Here is a 24425-nt window from a genome sequence, read left to right on the forward strand (position 1 = left end):
GAACCGTCATTACCACTCACGAGGCGGTGAGGGCCTGGCGGAGTTCTCCGTAGGTCGGGGCGAGGGTCCGGAGCGTCGCCGCGGCGCGCGCGTCGTTTTCGGTGACGAGGTCGTACTGCAACGAGCCGACCAGCCGGGCTTGTGCGGTGGCGATCTCGGCAGCGGCGCCGTGGTCCACCCGGCGCAGGCAGGCCGCCGCGTCGTCCAGTCGTCGCGCGCCGACCCGGACCGCGAAGTGGACGAGGTGCCCGCGCGAATCCGGATCAAGCCCCGCTTCGATCCGCTCGGCCAGCGACAGGGCCGCGTCGGCGTTGCCGAGGCTGCCCGGCGGGAGCCCGGCCCCGTTCTCGCCGCCGAGCCAGGCGGCCGCCCGGGGGAGTGACGCGACGATCGCGGCGTCCTCGTTGACGACGGTGTGCCGGACGAAGTTCGTGCGCAGGGTGTGCGGTTTGCCGTAGGCAACGGTCTCCGCGCGCCAGGCGGCGGCGAACTCCGTCCGCGGCAGCCGCGCGTACGGGTAACCCTGCGGGTCGTGGACGGTGACGGTTTCGCTGTCCGCGGCGAGCGCCACCAGATAGTGGTCGGCGCCGATCGGGCCGGTCATGCCCGGCTGATAGCGCAGATACCCCATTTCGACCGGGCCGATCATGACCGGTCCGTCGGCCAGTCCTTCCACGAGCCGGGCGAAGGCCGCGTCCGGGTCCTCTTCGCTGACGGTGGCCGCGGTCCAGCCGAGGACGGCCAGCGCGTCCCCGATGCCGAACTCGGGATCCCAGCCGAACGGGTCGAAGAGCGGCAGCGAGCCGCCGATGAGCTGCATACCGAACGGGCTGCCGGTCAACGTCTCGAGTACGGCGGTTCCCGGCGCGCCGGAGCCCAGCATCATCGACAGGGAATGGGTGTAGCAGTACGGGCCGGAGCCTTGATAGTTGAGGTCGTTCACTCCGTCGAGAGTGGCATTTTTTTCGGTAAAACACCATGTTCCACCGAACAGTCCGTTGTGGACACCGATGGTGAACATCGTTTTCATCACCCGTCCGGGGGTTTTGTCCCGTCCAAGGTGATTTATCGGGGTGACGCCACCTTCGACGGCACCGTGAAGGCCGGCAGGGGAACGGTGAACTACTCCGCGCCGAAACTCACCTGGAAGGGCGAGCTCGAGGCGGGAAAGAAGGCCACCGTCACCTACGCGGTCACCGTGAAGTCGCCTGTGCGCGGTGACCACCGGCTCCGCAACGCCGTCACATCCGACACACCGGGCGTCAACTGCCCGCCCGGCTCCGCGAACCCGGACTGTGGCACGGACACCCGGGTGCCACCGGAGCCGCCGACACCGGAGAAGCCGGAACCGCAGCCGCCGACCACGCCGCGTCCGCCCGGACTGGCTGTCACCGGTTCGCCGGTGAAGACCATGACGGTGCTCGCGCTGGGAATGCTGGCCATCGGTGCCCTGATGCTCCTGGCCGGACGGCGACGAAGGGAGTCCTGACCGCAGCCGAGGTCGTGAGTGTTTGGGGTCGTTCTAACGACCCCAAACACTCACGACGATGAACCGGGCCGCCATCCTGGACGCGGCGGGTGGCGCGTTACGGCATCGGCGCCCGACCGGAGCATGCCGCGCACGCTCTACCCGCCCCGATGGCGGCCGAACAGGTGACCGACGGCGGTGGTTTCCGGCCAGTAGGGTGTCGGAGGAGAACCCCGGGGAGTGTTTCGATGACGGTGGAGCGCCGGACGTACCGGCCTGCCAGGCAGGCCGTGCTGGTGCTGCTCGCCGCCGTCTTGACCGCGCTCGGGCTGTTCTTCGCGCTCCACTCGGCTGATTCCGCGTCCGCGGACGAGTCGCGCGGGGCGAACGCGACGGTCGATTCGTCGCTCTCCAAGGCCGTGGCGCCGGTACGCGCCATGGGCAGGCTCGCCGCCGAGCCGGCGCTTTTGGGTGTGCAGGGTCACGGTGACCTGCCTCTCTTCGGCGCCGTTCCGCACGGGCCCGCGTCGCCGACGCTGCTCCGCCTCGGCGAGCTCCGCACCGAAGCCACTCCTGTCTCCCGCGCGGCGTACCGCCTCGCGCTGGGGGATCGCGCTCCTCCTTTCCCAGTAGCCGTCTGAAGCTGACGGGCGCGTCTTCCGCGTGCCCGAACCGGGAAACCGATCGAGGAGAAACCGTCGTGCCGCGCGAAACCGCGCGGCGAGGCATGACCGGGCGAGCCGTCGTCTCGCTGGTCGTCCTCGCCGCGACCGTGTACCTGTTGCTGACCACCGCCCCGCGCCTGGGGCTCGATCTGCGTGGTGGCACGCAGATCGTGCTGGAGACGAAGGATTCACCCACCGCCACCGCCGGACCGGAGACCACCGACCGGACGCTCGAGGTGCTGCGCCGTCGCGTCGACGCGCTGGGCGTCGCCGAGCCCATGCTGGCTCGCTCCGGGGACAACCGGATCATCGTCGAATTACCCGGTGTGCGGGATCCGCGTGAGGCCGTCGAGGTGATCGGCCGGACCGCGCAGCTGTCCTTCCATCCCGTGCTCGGCACCGGCTCGGCCTCCGGTGACTCCCGGGTCCTTCCCGACGAAAGCGGCCAGCCGCTCAAGCTGGGGCCCGCGGCGCTGACCGGCGAAGGCGTCGACGAGGCACTGTCTTCGATCGATTCGCAGGGTGGTGGCTGGCTCGTTTCCGTTGACTTCAAAGGGGATTCCGGCCGCGCCTGGGAGCGGCTGACCGGACAGGCCGCGTGTTCCCCGCCGGGTGATCCGACCCGGCGGGTGGCGATCGCGCTCGACGACAAGGTGATCTCGTCACCGCAGGTGAGCCCACAGGTCGCCTGCGGGGTCGGGATCGTCGGCGGGAGCACGCAGATCACCGGGCGGTTCTCCCCGGCGGAGGCGAAGGACCTGGCGTTGCTGATCAACGCCGGCGCGCTGCCGACGCCGGTCGAGATCATCGAGCAGCGCACCGTCGGCCCCACGCTCGGCGCCGCCGCCATCGACGCCAGCGCCCGCGCCGCCGTGATCGGACTGGCGCTGACCGCGCTGTTCCTGCTGGCGGTGTACCGGCTGGCCGGATTGATCGCGGTGGGCGCGCTGGTCGCGTACGCCGCGGTGTCCTATGCCGCCCTGCTCGCCGTCGGCGCGACGCTGACCTTGCCAGGGCTCGCCGGGTTCGTGCTGGCCATCGGGATGGCCGTCGACGCCACCGTGCTCGTCTTCGAACGGGCGAGAGAGGAACACGCGGTCAACCGCGGTGGTGCGCTGCCGCGATCGGTCAGCCGCGGGTTCAGCGGGGCGTTGTCGGCGATCGTCGATTCGAACGTCACCACCCTGCTCGCCGCGGGACTGCTGTTCTGGCTGGCGTCCGGCCCGGTGCGCGGGTTCGGGGTGACGCTCTCCGTCGGTGTGGTCGTCGCCCTGTTCATCTCGCTCGTGCTCACGCGGGTGCTGCTGCACCTCACGATGCGGGGAGCGGTCGCGCGCAAACCGGGGCTATCCGGCCTCACCCACGAAGGCCGGGTCCGCCGGTGGGTCAACCGCCGCGATCCGGAGTTCCTTGCCCGGCCGCGCCGGTGGCTGATGGTGGCGGGCGCCGTCGTGATCGCGGCCGTCACCGGGCTTTTGGTGGCCGGGCCGAACCTCGGCGTGGAGTTCACCGGCGGCCGGGTGATCGAGTACGGCACCTCGGCGCCCGCCGACGTCGAACAGGTCCGGGACGCGGTTTCCGACGCCGGCTTCCCGCGCGCCGTAGTGCAGATGTCCGGGGACAAGGACATTTCGGTACGCACCGAGCCGATCGACGAGGCAGCCACCGAGCGGATCCGGATGGCGGTCGCCGGGGTCGCCGGTGACACCACCGAGATCCGTGACGAGCAGATCGGCCCGAGCCTCGGCGCCGAACTGCGCGCCAAGGCGATCGTCGCGCTCGGCCTCGCGGTACTGGCGCAGCTGGCCTACCTCGCGGTGCGGTTCGATTGGCGGCTCGGCCTCGCCACGGTGGCCGCGCTCGCCCAGGATGTCCTGATCATCCTCGGGATCTTCGCCTGGCTGGGCAAGTCGATGGACGGTGTCTTCCTCGCCGCGATGCTGACGGTGATCGGCTATTCGGTCAACGATTCGGTGGTGGTCTTCGACCGGGTACGCGAAGTCCGGGGGCAGCGCCGCAAGGAACCGTTCGCCCGCGTCGTCGGCATCGCGGTGCTGCAGACCTTGCCCAGGACGATCAACACCGGGATCGGTGTGCTGTTCGTGCTCGGGGCGCTGCTGTTCCTCGGGGACGGGTCGCTGGCCGACTTCGCCCTCGCGCTCCTGCTAGGCCTCGTGGCGGGCACGGTGTCCACTGTGGCCACCGCGGGCCCGGTCGCCATCCTCCTCGACCGGCGGTGGCCAGGGGCCGGACGCCCCGCGAGGAAGACGCCGCGGGCACGGAAGCGCGACGACAACGGCGCGGTGGTGTGATCGTCGCTCCTTTGTGGACCGCGGCGGTCGTCCCGTCTCTATGCTCGTTCCCGGTGGCGGGGGAGTCCACCGGGAACGAGGGGCGGGGTAGATGATCCAGAGCGTGCTCGTCGGCGCGGTCGTCGTGCTGATGTGGACGGTGACGGCGGCGCGGCTGGAGCGGTGGCGGGTCACCGCTCCGATGGCGATGGTCGTGGCCGGGCTGGCGATCGGGTTCAGCACCCGCAACGTCCTCGGTGAGGGACTCAACACCGAGATCGCCCTCAACGTCGCGGAACTGATCCTCGCGCTGCTGCTGTTCGTGGACGCCACCGCGGTCAAGGGCGGCTATCTCGGCCACGACGCCAAGACAACGGTGCGGTTGCTGCTGATCGCGCTGCCGCTGACGATCCTGATCGTGCTGGGCGTCGGCCTGCTGGTGCTGCCCGGCCTCGGCTGGGCGGTGGTGCTGCTGATCGCCTGCATCATCGCCCCCACGGATTTCGCGCCCGCGACGTCGGTGGTGCACGACGTCCGCGTGCCCGAACGCGTGCGGCATCTGCTGAATGTGGAAAGCGGCTACAACGACGGCGTCGTCGCGCCGGTCTTCATCTTCGCGCTCACCCTCGCGGGGAGTCACCATCACGCGAATACGCCGGGGGAAGCCCTGCAGGCCGCGATCCCGGCGGCCTTGCTGGCGGTGCTGGTGGGCTCCGCCGTCGGCGCGGTGGCCGCGGTGGCGATGAACGTGGCGGGCAGGCACGGCTGGTCCACCCGGCATTCGGCGCGGGTCGCGGCCGTCGCGCTGCCGCTGCTGACCTACACCACCGCCGTCGCGATCGGCGGCAACGGGTTCGTCGCCGCGTTCATCTGCGGGATCGCCTACAAGACCGCCCGGCACCCCAGCGAGGACGAACTCGGGCTGGCCGAGGAGGTCAGTTCGCTGTGCGGGCTGCTGATGTGGTTCGTGTTCGGCAGTACCGCGGTGCTGGTGCTGTCCTTCGGCCTCACCTGGGGGGTGGTGATCGTCAGCGTCGTCGCGCTGACCGTCGCGCGGCTCATCCCGGTGCTGCTCACTTTGCTGCGGACGGACTTCCGGTGGCGTGACCGGATGACCATCGGCCTGCTGGCGCCGCGCGGGGCGGCGTCGATCGTGTTCGGGTTGCTGGCCTACAACTCGCTCGACGGGGACGCGGCGGACGTCGCGCTGAGCGTCATGGCGGTGACGGTGCTGGCGAGTGTCGTCGCGCACGGGGTGGGCGCGTCGGCGTTCCTGAACCGCAAGTCCAAGACTTCGTGAGCCGCGGCGACCGCCGGATCCCCGCTCGAAGCCGCTTTCAGCTGGTCATGGCCTTCCTGATCGCCGCTTCCAGCGTCTGCACGTTCTTGGCGTCCATTGCGCCGTAGGGAAAGGTGTTCATGTCCACCTTGTCGGCGTACATGGGCACGTCCTCGACGATCGCCTTGGAGGCACCGGGCACGTCGAAGACGAGCCTCCCCGGCTTGAACGCCGTCGGTGGGATGTTCTTGACGCCGTTGATCTTCGCGGATGTACACAAAACTCTCCCCTGGGCACGGAAAAAGGCACTTTACGAGGCGGACGGGGGCCGCGCGGGCGCCCGTTTTCGAACCGTTATCCCGGCGTAACGGTGGGCGGAGGCGGTCGACGAGGCGGGGCGCCGGGGGCCGGGACAGGGATTTCTTCACGGATCTGGTGACCGGCGCCGAATTCCTGACATCGATGGCATTTCACGGCCGCTGGAACGATTCCGCGTGTTAGTGCCTGGTCAGCACCTTGGCGGCGGCCAAAACCTCGTCCCGGGTGCCGCCGGCGGCGGAACGACCGAAGCCATTTGGCGCAGTTCTTCACTTGGTCCAGTCCAGTTACCGCTCTAACGTAGAGGGATGGAGCTGGAACTGCGCCACCTGCGCATCATGTGCGCGATCGCAGAACTCGGGAGCATCACCAAGGCGGCGAACACGCTCGGGATGGCGCAGCCCGCGTTGACCGCCCAATTGAAACGCATCGAACGGACGCTCGGCGGGAAGCTCTTCCTGCGTGATCACACCGGGACCCGGCCGACGGCGCTCGGCCTGCTCGTCCTCGACCGCGCCAAAATGGTGCTCCCCGCCGTGTCGTCGCTGCACGACGAGGCGGCGCGGCTCGCGCAGCACACCGGTACCGGCGAGCCGGTCACGTTGCGGCTCGGCTCGGCGACGGGCCCGATGCTCGGCGCGCTCCTGCAGCGCCTCGGCAGCACCCATCCCGACATCCATGTCGCCACGCATACGTCGTGGTCGTCCAACAAACTCGCGGACATGACCGCCGAAGGCGCGCTGGACTTCGCCTTCGTCGGCGTCTGCGGTGACGCCCCGCCGCCACCGGCGCCCGGTCTCCGGTGGCGGACCCTCGCCCACCACCCGGTTTTCGTGCTGATGTCGGCACGCGACGAGCGAGCGCAGCACGATTCGGTCGAACTCGGCGCGCTGGCGGACGAACGATGGTGCGCGACCCCGGGGGACGGCTGCTTCGGTGACTGTTTCGCCTCCGCGTGCGCCCGGTCGGGATTCACCCCGCGTTCGTTGTACGAAACCGATGTCCTGACCTGTATCGAGATGGTCGAATCGGGCCACGCGGTGGTGCTGTGCCAGCCGCTGTTCCACGAGATCCCCGGTATCGTCGCCGTCCCGATCGCGGGAAATCCGCTGAGCTGGCGAAATCTCGTCGGCTGGTCGGATCGGGGGGAGATGGGCCCCTTCGCCGCGGAGATGATCGCGTTGTCCCGCGCGGTGTACGGCGAACTGATCGACCGGCGGCCGGTCTACTCCAAATACCTCGAGATGAACCCGGGTTATGGCGTCGACTACACGGACGCCGCGGTGCGCTGACCTGCGCGAAGGTCATTCAAAGGTCCAGTCCACTGAGGTGGATATGACCTAATTGGTATGTACCTTTTGCGTGAGGTGCCTCGTACGGTCGGGGACGAGATCCCCTCCGGTACGTGTCGAGGAAGCGCCTAAATGAACCGAAAGATCGTAGCGGCCGCCGCGGCGGCCATCACCGGCGCCGGGCTGGTCGCGGCCGTCGCGCTGACGCCGAGCGCCAGCGCCGGTCAGACCGTCTCCGCGGCGGACCAGGTCCAGTCGGAGATCGTCGCGGCACTGTCGCGCGACCTGAAGATCAGCCCGGACCAGGCCAGAACCCGCCTCGCGAGCGAGCAGAAGGCGGCACACGCCGACAGTGCCCTCAAAGCCAGGCTCGGTTCGTCCTACGCCGGATCCTGGCTGGACGCGGCCGGGACCACGCTGACCGTCGCCGTCACCGACGCGGCGCTGGAGGGCACGGTCCGCGCGGCCGGAGCGATCCCGAAGACCGTCACGCGGAGCGCCGCTCAGCTCGACGCGGCGAAGCTGTCGTTGGACACCAAGGGATCCAGCGCGCCGAAGAGTGTGCCCGGCTGGTACGTCGACGCGACCACCAACTCCGTCGTCGTCCTGGCCAACGCCGGTGCCGAGGCCACCGCGAAGACGTGGGCGACCGCGTCCGGCGTGCGGGCCGACGCGGTGCGGGTCGAGACCAGCACCGAAAGCCCGGTTCCGCTGATCGACGTCATCGGCGGCAACGCCTACACCTTCGGTTCGGGCCGGTGCTCGATCGGCTTCTCGGTCGAGGGCGGCTTCGTGACCGCCGGGCACTGCGGCACGACCGGCACGCGCACCTCGAACCCGAGCGGGACCGTCGCGGGTTCCAGCTTCCCCGGCAACGACTACGCCTGGGTCCGCGTGGACGCCGGCAACACGCCGCGGCCGCTGGTGAACCGCTACCCGGGCACCGTGCCGGTGGCGGGATCGCAGGAAGCCGCGATCGGTGCCTCGGTCTGCCGTTCCGGTTCCACCACCGGCTGGCGCTGCGGCACCATCCAGCAGAAGAACGCTTCGGTGAACTACCCGCAGGGCACCGTTTCCGGCCTCACCCGGACCAACGCCTGCGCCGAGCCGGGCGACTCCGGTGGCTCGTGGCTCGCGGGCGACCAGGCGCAGGGCGTCACCTCCGGCGGCTCCGGCAACTGCAGCTCCGGCGGCACGTTCTACTTCCAGCCGCTTTCGGAGATCCTGAGCGTCTACAGCCTGCGTCTGGTGACTTCGGGCTCGAACCCGCCGTCCAGCACGACCACGACGCCGACCACGACGCCGACCAGCCCGACGACGTCGAACCCGCCGGGAGGCACCTGGGCGGCGGGTACCTCCTACGCCGTGGGCGCGACGGTCACCTACGGCGGCGTTTCCTACCGTGCGCTGCAGGCGCACACCGCTCAGGCCGGCTGGGAGCCGCCGAACGTTCCCGCCCTCTGGGCGCGCTCCTGACCGCCTAGCCGTCCGGGCCACACGCAGGGGTGACCCGGACCCGACCGTCCCCGACGTCGTCCGTGCGTCGGGGACGGTCCCTTTTTCTGTTTCAGTGCAGGACTTTCAGTCCCACCACGCAGGCGACGATCCCCACGATGAGCAGAACCTTGGCCAGTGAGACGGTTTCCGCTCCCGACCACATGCCGTAGCCGACGGTGAGCGACGCGCCGATCCCGACCCAGACCGCGTAGGCGGTACCGACCGGCAGATCCCTCATCGCGTAACCGAGACCGACCATGCTCGCCGCCAGCGCGACGCCGAAAATCACCGACGGGGTCAGCCGGGACAGTCCCTCGGACCTGCCGAGGGCGGTGGCCCACACGGCTTCCAGGACACCCGAAACGACGAGGACAAGCCAGGACATGACACGCTCCCAGAGCGCCGTCTTGTCGCTGGCCGGGTACGGCACCCACTCGTCCGGGGACCTCGATCACGAGGTTCCGCTTTCAGGATCGCACAGGGGTGCCCCGCGGCGTTGTCCGAGTGAGGTACCTGATGGCCCCCTTCCTTGCGCCAGGCGCAAGGAAGGGGGCCATCAGGTACTGGGAAAGGTGTGAAGGTCCCGCGCGGTGGAGCCCTTACGTCCGGCTCTCGCGGAACTTGATCTCCGGCAAGAGGTTCTTTCGCTTCAGCGCGAGCAAGATTCCGCCGAGGAGCACGACGGCGATCAGGTAGCCCAGTACCAGTGACAGGGCGCCGCCGTTCGCGGGCGGGAGCAGGACGCCGAACACGGCGCTGATGCCGGCGAGAATCCGGCGTCCGCGGTCGGTCGGGAGGCTCACGGCGAGCAACGCGACCGTCCACAAGAGATACCACGGCTGCACGACCGGCCCGAGGACCAGCATCGCGGCGAAGGTGAGCCCCGCGCCGTAGAGCGGGTGCGTCTTCTCCCGGTAGGTGAGCCACAGCAGCCTTGCCCCGACGACCAAGCCGAGGATCGCGCCGATGAGCGAGAAGACCTCGATCGCGCTGTCGGTCAGATCCGCTCCGAAGAGCTTGCCCACCCCGCCGACGAGGAAGCCGAGTTCGTTGGTGGGGGCCATCCAGCTGTGTACCTGACCGGAAACCCCGGAAAGCACCCGAACCCAGCCGAAACCGAGACCGCTGCCGAGTGAGATCGCCACGGTGACCGCGGCGAAGCCGGCGGGCAGGCCGAGTGCCACCGCCACCCGGCCGAGGGGCGTCGCCCGGCGGAACAGGTCGACGCCGACGAACAGCAGTCCGGCGACGGCCACGATCTTCACGTTCGCGGCAGCACTCACCGCGAGCACGCCCGCCGCGATCAACGCCGGCCGGGCGGCGCCGGTCTTCGCCGCGCCCATGAGGACGAGTTCCAGTCCGGCGACCATCAGCCCGACCATGAGCCCGTCGTTGTGCACGCCCGCCACGATGTGCCACAACACCAACGGGTTGAGCAGGGCCAGCCACAGCGCGATCGACGGTGAGACCCCGGCGCGGCGGGCCAGCCGGGGGAGCGCCCACGCCATCAGCGCGATGCCCGCCAGCCCCAGCAATCGGTGCAGCAGCACGGTCGGGACGAGGTCGTCACCGGCGATATGGGCGATCGCGCGCGCCAGCGCGACGAACGCCGGACCGTACGGCGCGGGGGTGTCCCGCCAGTAGTGGCTGACCGCCAGCGTCACCGGCGAATCGGCGCCGAGCGCCTCGGCCGGGCCGACGAGGTAGGTGTCGATTCCTTTGGCCGCGATCAGGCCCTGCGCCAGATAGCTGTTGATGTCGCCGCTGAACAGCGGGCGCGCGGCCAGCAGCGGCGCGCACCACGAGACGGCGATCCAGTACAGCCGCCGCCGCGGCAGCTCGGCGGCGAGCCGACCGATGCCCAGCCAGGAGAGCACGAGGATGGCCATCCCGGCGACGCCGAGCGCCACCACCAGCACCGATGGCAGACCGATTCCGGACGTGACCAGCACCAGCACGACGATTCCGGTGAACCCCGCCCAGTGCAGCGTCCCGATGTTCAGCCCGGTCTTCTCCGGCGCGGGCAAGACGTTCTGCATGCGGCCAAACTACGCCAAGTGCGGAACCCGGTTCCGCCGAACGTCCGAGAAACGGCTCTGGACGCTTTGGCTCGGTGTCCGCCGGGTACCCATGCCCTGGAGAGGCGGTGGTGGACGTGAAGAAACGCTGGGTGCGCCTCGGGGCGTTCGCCCTGGCCGGAATCCTGGTCGTCGCGGCGGCCTTGCAGCTCACCGGGTTGCTGCCGAAGCTCAACCCGTTCGGAACGTCCACTGTGGACCGCTCGCAGCCCGCGGTGCTCCAGGCCGTCCGCGATCTGAGCCAGTACCACGCGGCGGTCGGCGACTATCAGGTCATCGTCGACATCGAAAAGGACGTCAAGTGGGTGCCCGCGAGCATCGCCGGGGAACGGACCTTGTTCGTGGCGGCGGGTTCGGTCGACGCGTACGTCGATTTCGGGCCGATCGTCGAGAACGCGCTCACCGTGTCGGAAGACCGGCGGTCGGTCGAGGTACGACTGCCGGAGCCTCGGCTGGCGAAACCCAATCTGGACAACGAGCGCAGTTACGTCTTCGGCCAAGAGCGTGGGCTGATCGACCGGCTTTCGGCGGTGGTGTCCGTGCCGCAGCAACAACAGTTCTACGTGGCCGCCGAGCAGCGGATAGCCGACGCCGCGCAGCGCTCCGGCCTGATCGAGCGGGCGAGGGCCAATACGAAGGCGATGCTCACCGGGATGCTCACGGCGCTCGGCTTCCAGGTGACGTTCCCCGCGGAACCCGCCGGCTGAGCCTGGATTCGTCCGCGGATGACGCAGAGCGCTCTCCGAACGCTCACCGCCGCACGATGATCTTCGCGATCGTGCTGCGCTTGCCGCGACGGCCTTGACCAGGCCACCGCGTGCTGGTGGGCTGACGAGGTCGACTGGAGGCGCGATGGTGACGAAGCCGAAGCACACCCTGACCTATACCGAGCCGCTCGCCACCGGAGAGGTCTCGATCGACGCTTCGCCGGAGAAGGTGTATCGGCTGGTCAGTGACCCCGTCGCGATGGCCGAGTGCGCGGAGGAGCTCCGTAAGGCCCGCTGGATCCGCGGCGCGAGCGAGGCCGCCGTCGGGAACTGGTTCTCCGGCAGCAATCGCAACGGATGGCGGCGCTGGGTGACCCACGCCGAGATCACCGAAGCCGAGCCGGGCAGCCGGTTCGCCTACCGCGTGCGCACGCCGTTCTTCGTGCCGATTTCCCGCTGGGAATACGACATCCGGCCCGAGGGCGACGGCAGCCGGGTCACCGTGACGAACTGGCTGCGGGTGCCGCGGTGGTTCGTCCCGTTCGCCATCATGATCACCGGCCAGCCCGACCGCGCCGGGACCAACCGGGCCAACATCGCCGCCACCTTGCGGCGGGTGAAGGCCCGCGTCGAGGGCCGGGACTGGCGCGTTTAGCGGACTAAACGCCGGGTTCCTGCAGGCCGCGGCTCTCCAGCTTGCGCATCACCGGGCCGGACAGGAGACCGTGCACGAGGACCGACACCGCGATCGTGAGTGCCGTGACACGCCAGAGCGAGTCGGCCATCGGGAAATCGCCGTGCCCCAGCGCGTAGGACAGGTAGTAGAGACTGCCGATCCCGCGGATGCCGAAGAACGCGATCGCCGTCGCCGCCGGACGGGTGGCCCCGCCGCCGATCAGGGCAAGTCCGCCGAACAGCGGGCGCACGACGATCACCGCGGCCACCGCCACGAGGACTTCGACCAGCCGCAGGCCTGCCAGGAGCCCGTCGCCCAGCGCGACACCGAGACCGAGCAGGGCCAGCGCGACGAAGAGCCGTTCCAGCTGATCACCGAATTCGTGCAGCACACGGTGGTACTCGTGTGAGCGTTCGCTGGCGCGGATGGTCGCGGCGGTGGTGAACACCGCGACGAAGCCGATCCCGCCCAGCCACTCGCACAGCGCGAACGGGAGAAACGCGATGGCCAGCACCACCAGCCCGTCGGAGTACTCGCCAAGGCGCAGCCGTTCGTGCCGCACCCGGAACATGAGCCAGGACAGCAACCGGCCGCAGGCGAGGCCGACCAGCACGGCGACCACGAGCGGGACGACGACCTCGGTCAGCAGCCACGGCACCGGAGAGGTGCTCGCCGTGCCGGCCATGGCGAGCGCCACCAGCACGAACGGCATCGCCAGCCCGTCATTGAGTCCGGCCTCCGAGGTGAGCGTGAACCTGATCTCGTTGTCCGAACCCCTGCCGTCCTCCGTATGCGGCGCCGGTACCTGGACATCGCTCGCCAGCACCGGGTCGGTCGGTGCCAGCACGGCGCCGAGCAACAGCGCGGCGGCCGGGGACAGGGCGAGCGCCCACCAGCCGAGCAGGGCCACCGCGCAGATCGACAGCGGTAGCGTGAGCGCCAGCAGCCGCCACGTCGAGTTCCACGACCGCCAGCCGATCAGCCGGTCCGACTTCAGCCCCGCGCCCACGAGCGACACCAGGACGCCGAGTTCGGTGATCACTTCGACGGCGCGCACATGCGATCGCGGATCGAGCACACCCTCGCCGTAGGGGTGTCCCAAAGGGAGCAGCCCGAAGATCAGTCCGCCGGCCAACAGGACCAGTGGCATCGACAACGCGCGTTCGTGCAGCAGGTTCGGCAGCACCGCGGCGCACAACGCCAGAACGCCGGCCCCGGCGAGGAGTAGCTCCATGCGCGCGGAGTACCCGGCCGGGGCTTCGCGCAACCGCACGAGGAGCGGTAGCCGACTTTAGTCCTTTATGGACTTTCAGCCTGACACGCTCCACAAGGGCGCCGAGCAACCGCCGCAGCCGAGACCTTCGGCGTCTTGAGAGGTAAGGCAAGCGTGGCGTGCGGCTTCGATGCTGGGGCAGCGGTGTTCCCGCTGTGTCGCGAAGGCCACTTTGGGGACATGTGGTGTCCCGAAAGTGGTTTTCGCGACATGGGCAGCAGCGGTCGCGGCTTCGAGAGATGCGTCGTAGTGGTGTCGGCCACGCCCACGTTCGCCTTACCCCTCAAGAGAACTTCTTGGCGTCGCTTCTCGATTCCTGACCAGCATTCAGAGGACTAAACGCGCGCGGCCTTGGCGTAGCGGCGAGCAAGCGAGGCGAAAGCCTCCCTGAGTTCCGGTGGCCCGATGACCTCGATATCCGCCTCGAACCGGCCGAAGCTCGCCGCCAGCCCGGTCCAAGACCACGAGCCGAGCAGGAGACGGCACCGATGCGGCCCGAGTTCTTCGACGACGCCCTCGCGGACGTAGTGCGACACCTCGGCGGCGGGAAGATCGAGGATTACTTCGCCGCGGCACGGCCAGTCATCGGAGGAGGAAGAGCCCCGGAACCTGCTCGCGATGAACGTGGCCACGTCCGCGGACGGCAGGTCACGTGGGGTGAATCGGGGCCCGGTCGGGGTGCGCGGTGTGATCCGGTCGGCCCGGAACGTGCGCCAGTCCGCACGCTCGAGATCCCAGGCGACGAGATACCAGCGGCCGTGCCAGGTGACCAGATGATGCGGTTCGGCCCGGCGTGGCAGCGCGGAACCGGTGTAGTCGAAGCGCAGGACCTCGCGGGCATGGACGGCGGTGCCGAGCGTCAACAGGACTTCGCCGTCCACGCCGGGATCCGCCCTGGTCGCGGGCGATTCGACGGCGGTGACGCGCAAGGTGTCGATCCGGTGCCGCAGCCGCGAGGGCATCACCTGCCGGACGGTGTGCAGCGCCCGCATCGCAGCCTCCTCGATGCCCGCGCCGCTGGTGGTGGCGATCTGGAGCGCGACGGCCAGCGCGACCGCCTGTTCGTCGTCGAACAGCAGCGGTGGCAGCTCGGAGCCGGCGTCGAGCCGGTATCCGCCGTCGGGCCCCTTGATCGTCGCGATCGGATAGCCGAGTTCGCGGAGCCTGTCGACGTCGCGCCGCACGGTGCGCGGGCTGATGTCCAGTCGCTCGGCCAGCAGCGCGCCCGGCCAGTCGCGGCGGGCCTGCAGCAACGACAGCATCGAAAGCAGACGCGCGGAGGTCTTCGGCATGGTTTCGATGATGCCTTGAATAGAGGCCACAACCTGTCCTCTACCCCTGCGAGAGTGAGTCTCGTGCCAGAAAACGACAACACCGAACGCGCCGACCTGCTCGAAGCCCTCGACACCGTCCGCGCCGCGCTGATCACCACCACCAACGGCCTCACCGACGAGCAACTCGGCGAGCACCCGACGGCCAGCGAGCTGTGCCTCGGCGGCCTGCTCAAACACGTCGCCTCGATGGAGGAGATGTGGCTGCGGTTCGCGGCCGAGGGCCCGTCCGCGATGACCTACGACCTGCCCGAAGGCGTCACCTGGGCCGACCTCGGCGCCGGGACCGCGCGCGAGTTCCCACAGTGGGCGATCGACCACCAGAACAACTTCCGGGTGCTGCCCGGCGACACCCTCGCCGGGATCCTCGAGTACTACGAACAGGTCGCCACGCGGACGAAGGAGATCATCGCGTCGATTCCCGATCTGTCCGCGGCCCATCCGCTCCCGGAAGCGCCCTGGAACGAGCCGGGCGCGGTACGCAGCGTGCGCCGGGTGCTGGCACACGTCGTCGCCGAGACCGCCCAGCACGCGGGCCACGCCGACATCCTGCGCGAGAGCATCGACGGCCAGAAGTCCACGTAGCGCGCCTCGTGAGTGGTAATGACGGTTAGAACCGTCATTACCACTCACGAGACCAGTGATCCACACAACAGATCGCCACAGAATTGTGCTGATGTGCAGCGAAGCGAGGTTTGGTGAGAAATCTACGCAACGATCAGCCCTTATCGGCGCAGTGAAGCGGCGGATATCGTCGTCGGTATGAAGGTCGCCATCCACCAGGGCCCCTACGCCGAACTGCCCGGTGCGGCCGCGGCGTCCGGGGCCGATCTCGTGATCGCCGCGGAAATGATCACCACCGGCTACCACATCGGCGCCCGTTCCCATGCGTTGGCCGAACCGGCCGACGGCCCCACCGCGGCCCAGATGTCCGCGCTGGCAAGGGAAACCGGTGTGGCGCTCGCCTACGGATATCCCGAGCGCGACGGCGAACACGTCCACAACAGCATCCAGCTGATCGACGCGGCCGGACGGCGCCTGGCGAACTACCGCAAGACACATCTGTTCGGTGACATCGACCGGTCGTGGTTCACACCGGGCACCGAGGCGGTCGTGCAGGCCGATCTCGACGGCGTCCGGGTCGGGCTGCTGATCTGCTACGACGTCGAATTCCCCGAACTGGTGCGGGCGCACGCGCTGGCCGGAACCGAACTGCTCGTGGTGCCGACCGCGCTGATGAGCCCGTACGAGCTGGTCGCCGACACGCTGGTACCCGCGCGAGCCTACGAGAGCCAGCTGTTCGTCGCCTACGCGAACCGCTGCGACACCGAACAGGAACTGACCTACTGCGGGCGCTCCTGCGTCGTCGCCCCGACCGGCGAAGTCCTCGCTCGTGCGGGCGGTGGGGTCGAGCTGATCAGCGCCGAAGTCACGCGTGACGCGCTCCTCGCGTCGCGCGAAGAGAACACCCACCTGGCTGACCGACGGCCCGAGCTGTACCGAACACTGACCGGACAAGGAAACACCGCATGACCTCCGCCGTTCCGACCGCGATCCACCACGACGAGCGGGCCGGTCGGCCGATCACCATGTTCGGTCCCGATTTCCCGTTCGCCTACGACGATTTCCTCGCCCATCCGGCCGGGCTCGGCACGCTTCCGGCCGAGCGGCACGGCACCGAGGTCGCGGTGATCGGCGGCGGTCTCTCGGGCATCGTCACCGCGTACGAACTGATGAAGCTGGGCCTGCGCCCGGTCGTCTACGAGATCGCCGAGATCGGCGGCCGCCTGCGCACCGTCAACTTCCCCGGCTGCCCGGAAGACGTCGTCGCGGAAATGGGCGCGATGCGCTTCCCGCCGGCGTCCACCGCGCTGTTCCACTACATCGACAAGGTCGGCCTGGAGACGACGCCGTTCCCGAACCCGCTGGCCCCGGGAACGCCGAGCACCGTCGTCGACCTCAAGGGGGAGAGCCACTACGCCCGCACCGCGGACGAACTCCCCGCGGTCTTCGGCAAGGTCGCGGCCGCCTGGGACAGCACGCTGAACGAGCAGGCCGCGTTCACCGAGATGCAGACCGCCATCCGCGACCGGGACGCGAAGACGATCAAGCGGCTGTGGAACGAACTCGTGCCGCGGCTGGACAACCAGACGTTCTACGGTTTCCTCTGCGACTCGCCCGCGTTCGCCTCGTTCCGCGACCGAGAGATCTTCGGGCAGGTCGGCTTCGGCACCGGCGGCTGGGACACCGACTTCCCGAACTCCATCTTGGAGATCCTGCGGGTCGTCTACACCGGCGCGGACGACGAGCATCGCAGCATCACCGGCGGAAGCAGGCAACTTCCGTTGCGGCTGTGGGAACACGCGCCGGAGGACCTCGCGTTCTGGCCTGCCGGGACGAGTTTGCGCTCACTGCACGGCGGCCGCCCGAACCCCGGCGTCGCCCGGCTGCACCGCACCGCGCCGAACAACATCACCGTGACCGACACCGAGGGCCGCATCCGCACCTACCCCGCGGCGGTTTTCACCGCGCAGAGCTGGATGCTGCTGTCGAAGATCGAGTGCGACGAGGCGCTGTTCCCGATCGACCACTGGACGGCGATCGAGCGCACGCACTACATGGAGTCCTCGAAGGTCTTTGTCCCGGTCGACCGGCCGTTCTGGCTGGACAAGGACCCCGAGACCGGCCGCGACACGATGAGCATGACGCTCACCGACCGCATGCCGCGCGGCACCTACCTGCTCGGCGACGATCCGGACGCGCCCGCGGTGATCTGCCTGTCCTACACGTGGGCCGACGATTCGCTGAAGTGGCTGCCGCTTTCGGTGTCCGAACGGGTCGAGGTGATGCTGCAGTCCCTGCGGGAGATCTACCCCGGCGTCGACGTCCGGCGGCACATCATCGGTGACCCGGTGACGGTGTCCTGGGAGGCCGAACCGCATTTCATGGGCGCGTTCAAGGCCAACCTGCCCGGCCACTACCGCTACCAGCACCGGTTGTTCACGCATTTCGTGCAGGACCGGCTGGAGGAGCGCCATCGCGGCCTCTTCCTGGCGGGCGACGACGTTTCGTGGACGGCGGGCTGGGCAGAGGGCGCGGTGCAGACGGCGCTCAACGCGGTGTGGGGCGTGCTGCACCACTTCGGCGGCGAGACGGATCCGGCGAATCCGGGGCCCGGCGACGTCTACGACGACATCGCGCCCATCGAACTACCGGACTGAGCACGGCGCTTCACCAGTTACGTTGTGCCGAGCGCAAGGAGCGGGCCCAAGACCGCGCCGATGGTGTTCATCAGCCGGTCGTCGGTGTCGCAGGCGCGGCCGATGGCGGGGATGAGCGCCTGCAGCGCCTCGATCAGGGCGGACAGCCCCGAACCCGCCGCGAACATCGTCAGCGGGCGGGCAGGGAGAACTGGCGCAGACGAGCGCGACCAGCAGAATCGCCACCGGCACGAGGGCGGCGTGGTCGAGCGGGAAGTTCGTGATCATGGCGCGGTGCTCCTATGATCACGGCCGCTCACGCCGAGAACTCGACCTCCACCGCGGGCACCACGCGCACCCGTCCGCCGGGGTGAATCGCCGTGCTCAAGAGCAGGTTGTGCCGGGCGATGACCTGCTCGGCGGTCAGGCCAGTGGCGGGGTCGCCGTCGGCGGACGGCGCGTGGCCGTCGCCGACCAGCACGACGTCCAGTCCGTGGCTCTGCGCGGACCGGGTGGTCGCGTCGACGCAGTAGTCGGTGGCGAGCCCGGCCAGCACCACGGTGTCGACGCCCCGGTCGGCGAGCAGCCCTGCCAGCCCGGTGCGGTAGAACGAGTCCGTCGCCGTCTTGTCGACCACCACGTCGACCGGTTCGAGCCCGAGCAGCGGGCTGACCCGGGTGCCGGGAGACGCGGGGTCGAAGTCGGTGCCGGGCGCGCCGATCTGCCGCAGGGCGATCACGGGAACGCCTTCCGCCCGGGCCCGGCGCGCCAGCGCGGCGATCCGGGCCGCCAGTTCCTCGCCGCGCCAGACGAGGGGAACAAGCATGTCCTGCAGGTCGACGATCAGCAGCGCTGCCTTCATGTCCGGCAGCCTAGGGCAGCGCGGCGGGCGATTCGGCCTCCGGGATGAGCAGCCGCGGGGCACCCGAGCCGTCGGCGGACACCGCCCAGACGTCGGAATGTCCTTGTGTGCGGGGAAGGGCGTAGCCGACGGTGCGGTCGTCGAGCCAGGCGGGCTGGTCGTCGACGTTCCGGGTCTCGGCCAGTGGTGTCACGGTGCCGCTCGCGAGGTCGAGCACCGAGACCCGCCAGCCCTTGGCGGGATCGCCGTCGATGGCGGCCTTGTAGGCGATGCGGGTCTCGTCGGGGGACAGGGACGGGCACTCGACGTTGTCCCGCAGCGTCCGGATCGTGCGGGCGGCGGAATCGCCTTCGACGAGATAGCGATGGGAGCCGGTGGACATGGTGGCGTAGAACCGGTTCGGTTGTCTGGAGAAGGTGACGCCCCAGAAGTTGAAGTCGGCCGCTTGGTACGGCTTGCCGTCCACGGTCACGGCGAAGTCTTCGAGTGTGCCTTCGACGTTGTCGGTGGTGAGGTCGAGGGTGCCGGCGCGGGTGGAGAACCGGCCGCCGTTGTAGGAGTCGCCGGTGACGAACACCGTCCACGCGAGCCGCCGTCCGTCGGGCGAGACGCGCGCCCGGTTGGGCAACCCCACCAACGGGATCTCCTGCGTGACGGCGAGACGGCTGTCGAGTACGGCGAGCTGGTGGGTGGTCAGCCCGGTCTCCGGCCGCAGGCAGATCCCGGTCCCGCCCGCCGCGTAGACGCGGCTGCAGCTCACGTCCGACACCGCCCGCGCGCCGCCCGGATCGGCCGCCGAGACACTGGACACGTGACCGCGGTCGGCGTCGGCGGTGCTGCGGAACAGCAACCGCTGCCCGTCGAGCGTCACGGCACCGCTGGTGCCCGCCGAGGCGGTGTGCTGATTGCGCGCTCCCGCTGCTCCGACGTAGAGCACGGCGGCCGCGGCCAGCGTGAGTACTCCGGTGACGGCGATCAGGACGCGGGTGCGGGTGTTCACGGTCGTGCCTTCCTGCGGGGAGCCAAGAGAACGAAGGTGGCGGCGACGGCGGCGATCGCGATCGCCGTCGTGGCACTCCAGAACTGCCACGAAAGATCGCGGACGAACAACGCCAGGAGCAGTACTCCGCAGGCGGCGACGCAAAAGCTGGTGACGAAGACGGCGTCGAATCCCTCGACTCCGGTCGACGAACCGACCGCGGCGAGCGGGCCGAGGAACGCGCCGACACCGTCCATCGCCCGGTGCACCCCGAACGCGCGGCCCAGCAGGTGCTCGGGCGCCGACAACGTGATCAGCGCGTCACGGGGCGCGGTTCGCAGGCCTTTACCGGCCCGGTCGGCGGTCAGCACCACACCGATGGCGGCCGCCGACGACCCCGCCGCCACCAGCCCCCGTTTCGCCACCGCCGACATCGCGTAGCCCAGCCCGGCGACCGCCTTGCGCCGCCGCACCCGGTCCGCGGCGTAGCCACCGACCAGGCGCAGCAAGGCGGTGGCGCCGGTGTAGAGGCCGTCCACCACCCCGTACGCCGCGGGGCCGAGGTGCAGCCCCAGCACCAGGAACACCGGCAGCACGGCCGTCACCATCTCCGACGAGACGTCCGTGACCAGGCTGACGGTGCCCAAGGCGAAGACGTTCCCGCCCAGCAGGGCGAACGACTTCTTGGACATGCCGCCGGGATGCTCCCGGCGGCCGATCGCAGACAGGTACACGCGTTGGACCACCCTTTCCCGCCCGCGCGGGCGTGTCCACAGTGGACACGCCCGCGGGGTTCACCCGATTACTGCCACACGCTCGTGATCGGTGGCTTGTTCGCCGCGTTGGCGATGCCCGGCAGGCCGAACGCCGCCTCCATCGTGCGGAGGATCGAGTAGTGGTTGACGGATTCGCTGTAACTACCCGGCTTCACGTGGGCGCCGACGAAAGTGGTGAAGATCTGGTTCACCGACGTCCCGCTGTCCTCGTCGAAATTGACGATCAGGAGGCTGTTGTGCGTCTTCGCCCACTGGGCATAGGCGTCGAGGTTGTTCTTCAACCATTTGTCGCCGGTGTCGACCGCGCAGTCGTGCATGTCGCTGCACAGGTCCGGGGTCACGAAAGCCACGTGGGGAAGCTTCGTGAAGTCGCTGGGGAACGACGAGAACCGTTTGTTCGCCGACGCCGGGACGTTGCTGAAGCTGACCCAGCTGTTGTGCTTACGCGCGTATTTGCCCTTCGTGCAGCCGGTGTAGCCGTCGGAGGGCATGCTTTCCGCGTATCCGGTGAACGTCTTGCCGATACCCGCCAGCTGGGAGGCGATGTTCTCCTTGTTCCCCAGATCCTGGCATTTGTTGCTGTCGACACCGTGGGTCGAGCCTGCGAACTGGGCGATGTAGTTCGGCTGGCTCGGGTGCGTCGTCCCGTACGCCTTGGTGAACTTGGCGCCCTGTGCGGCGAGCTTGTTGAAGTACGGTGCCTTGGAGCTGCCGTTGATCTCCTTGTAGTCCTTGTTCTCGAACATCACGAGAACGATGTGGTCGAACGCGGGCACCGTCGCGGCCGCGGGTTCGATCGCGGCGGCGGGAGTGTCCTGATGCGACACCATCAGCGCCGTGGCCAAACCGGTCGCGGCCACGGCCGCGACCGTGATCCGTTTCCAGAACATGAAACCTCCTGGGAAAAGGTTGAAACTTTGACGACCAACCATCGGGTTCAGCGGCGCTCCGCGGGCGTCGGCAGAGTAAGACATCTGATGTCTCAGCTGCATTTAAACGGCAGGAAAGTCTCCGGCCCATCAAGATCGCCTGACTGGAGCAGTCGGATGGTGTAGAACGCCTCAAAACCGGCATTCCTTGGCACGAAAAGGTGCAAGTCTCCGGGTGGACCTTGCGGCCGGCGTGGCGAACCGATGGACTTATCGCCGCTCGGCAATTCAGCCGGGTGACGGTGCTGTCGTCATTGCACCGGCTTCGTGGGCTACTCATCGGACCATTGGTTAAGCTGGGGGCGTGGAGCCCCTTTTGCCGAGACCGGCCGGATACACGATCGAAGAACTTTCCGCGATCGTCGGCATGTCCGCGCGCAATATCCGGGCGCATCAGACGAGAGGGCTGTTGCCGTCGCCCGTCCGGCACGGCAGATCCGCCTATTACGGACCTGTTCATCTGCGGCGGCTGCGACGCATCACGACGCTGCAAAAACAGGGCTTCAACCTGGTCTCCATCGCCGCGATGCTGGGAACGGCCACAGTGGACGGCGGCGTCGACCGGCTGGGTGCCGCGGTGGACGGCGTCGTCCGCGACCAGCCTTCGCTCGCCCGTTGCCTGGAACGGCACGGAGTACTGGGCCGGGACGACGCCGGGCGGCCCGCTGTCGTGCGCCCCTCCGTGCGACGCGCTGTCGCCGACCTGATCGGGGCCGGGGTGCCGCCCGTCGCCGCCCTGCGGTTCCTCGGACAGTTCCTGGACCGGGTCGCACCGCTGGCCGATGAGCAGCTGGCCGCGCTCAGAACGCAGACGGGGCCCGCTTCCGCTGCTCCGCGCGACTGTCTCGCCGAGCTGCTTGTAAGCGCTTTCAGGGCGACGGTCGAGAACGCGGCTGGTTTTCCCGAGGAAGAACCAGGGAGGCGGCGACCGGGATAGCCGCCGCCTCGATCAGGCACGCTGCACGATGATCTGGTCGACCAGGGTGCCGTCCGCGCTGATCGCCCGGACGTCCATTTTGGGCGGAGTGGTACCCGTGCCCGCGATGACGTCGACCGCGACCAGGCTGTAGCCGCGGAAGCGGACGCGGGACCAGGTGACCTTCTTCGTCAGGCTGTGCCCGTCCCGTTCCGAGTACTTCATCGGCACGGGGGAGTCGTTGCTCGTCTCGTGTCCCAGGTAGGTGTCGGGTGCGGGGAATTCCGAGACGCTGCCGCCGCCACCGCCCGCGGTGATGTAGGTGGTGCCGTCCTTGACCGGGTTGGTGGTCCCGCGCGAGGGGACCTTCTTGACGGCCTTGCCGGCGCGGATGGGGTCGGTGCGCTCGTAGATGTGGTTGTGCCCGTTGAGCACGAGGTCCACCTGGTACTTGTCGAACAGCGGCGCCCAGTCCGTCTGCGCGCCGAGTTCGGCGCCGTTGGAATGGCAGGTGGAGTACGTGCACTGGTGGCAGTAGACGACGATGAAGTCGATCGTCGGGTCGGTGCGGAAGGCGGCGAGCGTCTTCCCGAGCCACTTGAGCTGTTTTCCCTTGGTGTAATCCAGATTCGACGGGCTGTTGTAGCAGACGTCGTTACCGTCGAGGCTGATCATCCCGACGTTCTGGTAACGCCACGAGTAGATGCACGTGGAGCCCGTCCACGCGTTGTCCGGCATGGTGAACCGGGCACGCACGCCACCATAGCCGTCGGCCGAATACCAGCCCTCCATCTCGTGGTTGCCGAGCGCCATCATCCACGGGATCCCCGCCGTGACGGGTTCGTTCTGCACGAAGAAGGAGTCCCACAACCGCGCGTCGTACTGGTCTTCTTCGGGATGCCCGCCCTCACCTTCGAGCGCGTAGCTCAGGTCACCCATGGCGAGGTGGAAGGCCGGGTCGAGGCCCGCGATCAGGCTGCTGGTCGCGACGGCGTTGTAGCCGACGCCCTGGTCGCCGAACGCGGTGAAGGTGAACGTGCCGTCGCCACCCGGCGCGGGCGCGGTGCGGAAACTCGCCATCTCGCCGAGCCTGGCGGCGGGGTCGTAACCCTCGTGGCCGACGACGTAGTAGTACGTGGTGTTGGGCAGCAGACGGTCGATCCGGGCGTGAAGGTAGTACTGGGTGATCGTCTTGGGACTGTTCGGCGGCACTTCCTCGACCGGGTGCTGCCAGGACATCTGACTGGTCAGGGCCCGGACTTCGGCCGCGATGGGCGGGCTGAAGTCGCCGGGAACCGTGCCGATCCGGACGAACGGCGCGGTCACTGTCGCCGGGACCTGCCAGGAGACGACGACCTGCTGGGACGGGTCCGCCCCGTAGGCGATGTGCCTGCCGAACGGCCGCAGCGCCGAACCCGCGGTTCTGTCGGCGGTCAGCAGGACGGTCGGGCCGGGGGAGGCCGCAGCGGTGCCGGGGAGCAGGACGCCGCCAGTGGCGAGGGCCGCGCCGCCCATCGCGCCCACCCGGAACAGGGTCCGCCGGGAGTACTGGTTGATGAAGTTGTCGTGCTTCTCGGCAAGGCTGAGTCGACGATAGGCTTGAGACCTGCGGTTTCGGGGAGTCTCAGACATGTTCTGAAGTTAGGAAGGCTTCCTAACTAAGTCAAGGGGTGCGGACGGCTTCCGGTCCGGCTGCATGGAACCGTGCAAGTGACTTCGGTCATAGGGGACGTACACGGACTTCCGGGCCCGGCCGACGTCTGTGAAGAAATTGGGTCACTCGACGTCCCGGATCCTTCATGGACGAGCCCGACGTCCCCCACCGCCAGACGGGGTGTTCCTTCGCGCGGCCCGGGCCGTCACCACTAGCCTCAACGACACCGCCAGT

23 protein-coding genes, 1 pseudogene and 1 riboswitch are annotated in these 24425 nt (G+C 68.9%); of the genes and pseudogenes, 12 read left to right on the forward strand and 12 right to left on the reverse strand.

Going from position 1 to position 24425, the window contains the following annotated elements; all coding sequences use genetic code 11:
- Positions 1-16 precede the first annotated feature (16 nt).
- Positions 17-943 (reverse strand): hypothetical protein, encoded by a 927-nt coding sequence (locus ACZ54P_RS29215; RefSeq protein WP_465464783.1) that lies wholly within the window; start codon positions 941-943, stop codon positions 17-19.
- A gap of 117 nt (positions 944-1060) precedes the next feature.
- Between ACZ54P_RS29215 and ACZ54P_RS29220 the strand changes: the two genes are divergently transcribed.
- The 4 genes from ACZ54P_RS29220 (at position 1061) to ACZ54P_RS29235 (ending at position 5724) form a co-directional block, all read left to right on the forward strand.
- Entirely contained in the window at positions 1061-1489 is a 429-nt protein-coding gene (locus ACZ54P_RS29220) for a DUF7927 domain-containing protein (RefSeq protein ID WP_465464784.1), read from the forward strand.
- A 227-nt stretch (positions 1490-1716) separates the two neighbouring features.
- Positions 1717-2109 (forward strand): hypothetical protein, encoded by a 393-nt coding sequence (locus ACZ54P_RS29225; RefSeq protein WP_465464785.1) that lies wholly within the window; start codon positions 1717-1719, stop codon positions 2107-2109.
- A gap of 59 nt (positions 2110-2168) precedes the next feature.
- Positions 2169-4445, forward strand: a complete 2277-nt coding sequence (secD, locus tag ACZ54P_RS29230; RefSeq protein ID WP_465464786.1) for a protein translocase subunit SecD — start codon at positions 2169-2171, stop codon at positions 4443-4445.
- Between the two features lie 91 nt (positions 4446-4536).
- Positions 4537-5724 carry a cation:proton antiporter gene (locus tag ACZ54P_RS29235; protein ID WP_465464787.1) on the forward strand — a complete coding sequence of 396 codons (1188 nt, stop codon included), beginning with the start codon at positions 4537-4539 and terminating at the stop codon, positions 5722-5724.
- A 37-nt stretch (positions 5725-5761) separates the two neighbouring features.
- Here the strand turns inward: ACZ54P_RS29235 and ACZ54P_RS29240 are convergent, their stop codons facing one another.
- Positions 5762-5983, reverse strand: coding sequence for a hypothetical protein (locus tag ACZ54P_RS29240; RefSeq protein ID WP_465464788.1), 222 nt, complete (start codon positions 5981-5983; stop codon positions 5762-5764).
- A 346-nt stretch (positions 5984-6329) separates the two neighbouring features.
- Here ACZ54P_RS29240 and ACZ54P_RS29245 point away from each other — a divergent pair, with 346 nt between their 5' ends.
- On the forward strand, positions 6330-7313 hold the full coding sequence (locus tag ACZ54P_RS29245) for a LysR family transcriptional regulator (RefSeq protein WP_465464789.1): 984 nt from the start codon (positions 6330-6332) through the stop codon (positions 7311-7313).
- 132 nt (positions 7314-7445) lie between these two features.
- Positions 7446-8789, forward strand: a complete 1344-nt coding sequence (locus ACZ54P_RS29250; RefSeq protein ID WP_465464790.1) for a carbohydrate-binding protein — start codon at positions 7446-7448, stop codon at positions 8787-8789.
- 91 nt (positions 8790-8880) lie between these two features.
- On the opposite strand, the gene ACZ54P_RS29255 is transcribed toward ACZ54P_RS29250, so the two are convergent.
- Positions 8881-9195 (reverse strand): DMT family transporter, encoded by a 315-nt coding sequence (locus ACZ54P_RS29255; protein ID WP_465464791.1) that lies wholly within the window; start codon positions 9193-9195, stop codon positions 8881-8883.
- Positions 9196-9206: 11 nt separating this feature from the next.
- Positions 9207-9275: riboswitch (guanidine-III (ykkC-III) riboswitch) on the reverse strand.
- A gap of 134 nt (positions 9276-9409) precedes the next feature.
- Positions 9410-10849, reverse strand: a complete 1440-nt coding sequence (gene mptB, locus ACZ54P_RS29260; RefSeq protein WP_465464792.1) for a polyprenol phosphomannose-dependent alpha 1,6 mannosyltransferase MptB — start codon at positions 10847-10849, stop codon at positions 9410-9412.
- Positions 10850-10959: 110 nt separating this feature from the next.
- Here mptB and ACZ54P_RS29265 point away from each other — a divergent pair, with 110 nt between their 5' ends.
- Both ACZ54P_RS29265 and ACZ54P_RS29270 read left to right on the forward strand, forming a co-directional pair.
- Positions 10960-11595, forward strand: coding sequence for a DUF4230 domain-containing protein (locus ACZ54P_RS29265; protein ID WP_465464846.1), 636 nt, complete (start codon positions 10960-10962; stop codon positions 11593-11595).
- A gap of 145 nt (positions 11596-11740) precedes the next feature.
- Positions 11741-12250, forward strand: a complete 510-nt coding sequence (locus tag ACZ54P_RS29270; protein ID WP_465464793.1) for an SRPBCC family protein — start codon at positions 11741-11743, stop codon at positions 12248-12250.
- Between the two features lie 4 nt (positions 12251-12254).
- Here ACZ54P_RS29270 and ACZ54P_RS29275 read toward each other — a convergent pair whose 3' ends face one another.
- Both ACZ54P_RS29275 and ACZ54P_RS29280 read right to left on the reverse strand, forming a co-directional pair.
- Positions 12255-13505: a cation:proton antiporter gene (locus tag ACZ54P_RS29275; protein WP_465464794.1), complete on the reverse strand. Its 1251-nt coding sequence runs from the start codon at positions 13503-13505 to the stop codon at positions 12255-12257.
- Between the two features lie 374 nt (positions 13506-13879).
- Positions 13880-14836 (reverse strand): helix-turn-helix transcriptional regulator, encoded by a 957-nt coding sequence (locus ACZ54P_RS29280; RefSeq protein ID WP_465464795.1) that lies wholly within the window; start codon positions 14834-14836, stop codon positions 13880-13882.
- A 63-nt stretch (positions 14837-14899) separates the two neighbouring features.
- Here ACZ54P_RS29280 and ACZ54P_RS29285 point away from each other — a divergent pair, with 63 nt between their 5' ends.
- The 3 genes from ACZ54P_RS29285 to ACZ54P_RS29295 all read left to right on the forward strand — a co-directional run bounded on the left by ACZ54P_RS29285 (position 14900) and on the right by ACZ54P_RS29295 (position 18096).
- Complete coding sequence (locus tag ACZ54P_RS29285; RefSeq protein WP_465464796.1) at positions 14900-15460, forward strand: DinB family protein; 561 nt, start codon at positions 14900-14902, stop codon at positions 15458-15460.
- Positions 15461-15637: 177 nt separating this feature from the next.
- On the forward strand, positions 15638-16408 hold the full coding sequence (locus tag ACZ54P_RS29290; RefSeq protein ID WP_465464797.1) for a carbon-nitrogen hydrolase family protein: 771 nt from the start codon (positions 15638-15640) through the stop codon (positions 16406-16408).
- On the forward strand, positions 16405-18096 hold the full coding sequence (locus ACZ54P_RS29295) for a flavin monoamine oxidase family protein (RefSeq protein ID WP_465464798.1): 1692 nt from the start codon (positions 16405-16407) through the stop codon (positions 18094-18096). The genes ACZ54P_RS29290 and ACZ54P_RS29295 overlap by 4 nt, the downstream gene beginning before the upstream one ends.
- Positions 18097-18113: 17 nt before the next feature.
- Here the strand turns inward: ACZ54P_RS29295 and ACZ54P_RS29300 are convergent, their stop codons facing one another.
- The 5 genes and pseudogenes from ACZ54P_RS29300 to ACZ54P_RS29320 all read right to left on the reverse strand — a co-directional run bounded on the left by ACZ54P_RS29300 (position 18114) and on the right by ACZ54P_RS29320 (position 21582).
- Complete coding sequence (locus ACZ54P_RS29300; RefSeq protein ID WP_465464799.1) at positions 18114-18263, reverse strand: VanZ family protein; 150 nt, start codon at positions 18261-18263, stop codon at positions 18114-18116.
- A 128-nt stretch (positions 18264-18391) separates the two neighbouring features.
- The gene (locus ACZ54P_RS29305) at positions 18392-18937 is read right to left on the reverse strand and encodes an isochorismatase family protein (RefSeq protein WP_465464800.1); all 546 of its coding nucleotides are present in this window, start codon (positions 18935-18937) and stop codon (positions 18392-18394) included.
- A 10-nt stretch (positions 18938-18947) separates the two neighbouring features.
- Positions 18948-19937, reverse strand: coding sequence for a hypothetical protein (locus ACZ54P_RS29310; RefSeq protein WP_465464801.1), 990 nt, complete (start codon positions 19935-19937; stop codon positions 18948-18950).
- A 95-nt stretch (positions 19938-20032) separates the two neighbouring features.
- Positions 20033-20650, reverse strand: a pseudogene (locus ACZ54P_RS29315) (MFS transporter); the annotation flags it as partial.
- Between the two features lie 68 nt (positions 20651-20718).
- The gene (locus ACZ54P_RS29320; protein WP_465464802.1) at positions 20719-21582 is read right to left on the reverse strand and encodes an alkaline phosphatase family protein; all 864 of its coding nucleotides are present in this window, start codon (positions 21580-21582) and stop codon (positions 20719-20721) included.
- A gap of 343 nt (positions 21583-21925) precedes the next feature.
- Between ACZ54P_RS29320 and ACZ54P_RS29325 the strand changes: the two genes are divergently transcribed.
- Complete coding sequence (locus tag ACZ54P_RS29325; protein WP_465464803.1) at positions 21926-22558, forward strand: MerR family transcriptional regulator; 633 nt, start codon at positions 21926-21928, stop codon at positions 22556-22558.
- A gap of 12 nt (positions 22559-22570) precedes the next feature.
- Here ACZ54P_RS29325 and ACZ54P_RS29330 read toward each other — a convergent pair whose 3' ends face one another.
- Positions 22571-24169 carry a purple acid phosphatase family protein gene (locus tag ACZ54P_RS29330; protein ID WP_465464804.1) on the reverse strand — a complete coding sequence of 533 codons (1599 nt, stop codon included), beginning with the start codon at positions 24167-24169 and terminating at the stop codon, positions 22571-22573.
- Positions 24170-24425 lie beyond the last annotated feature (256 nt).

Source organism: Amycolatopsis sp. NPDC034160, from assembly GCF_055575355.1.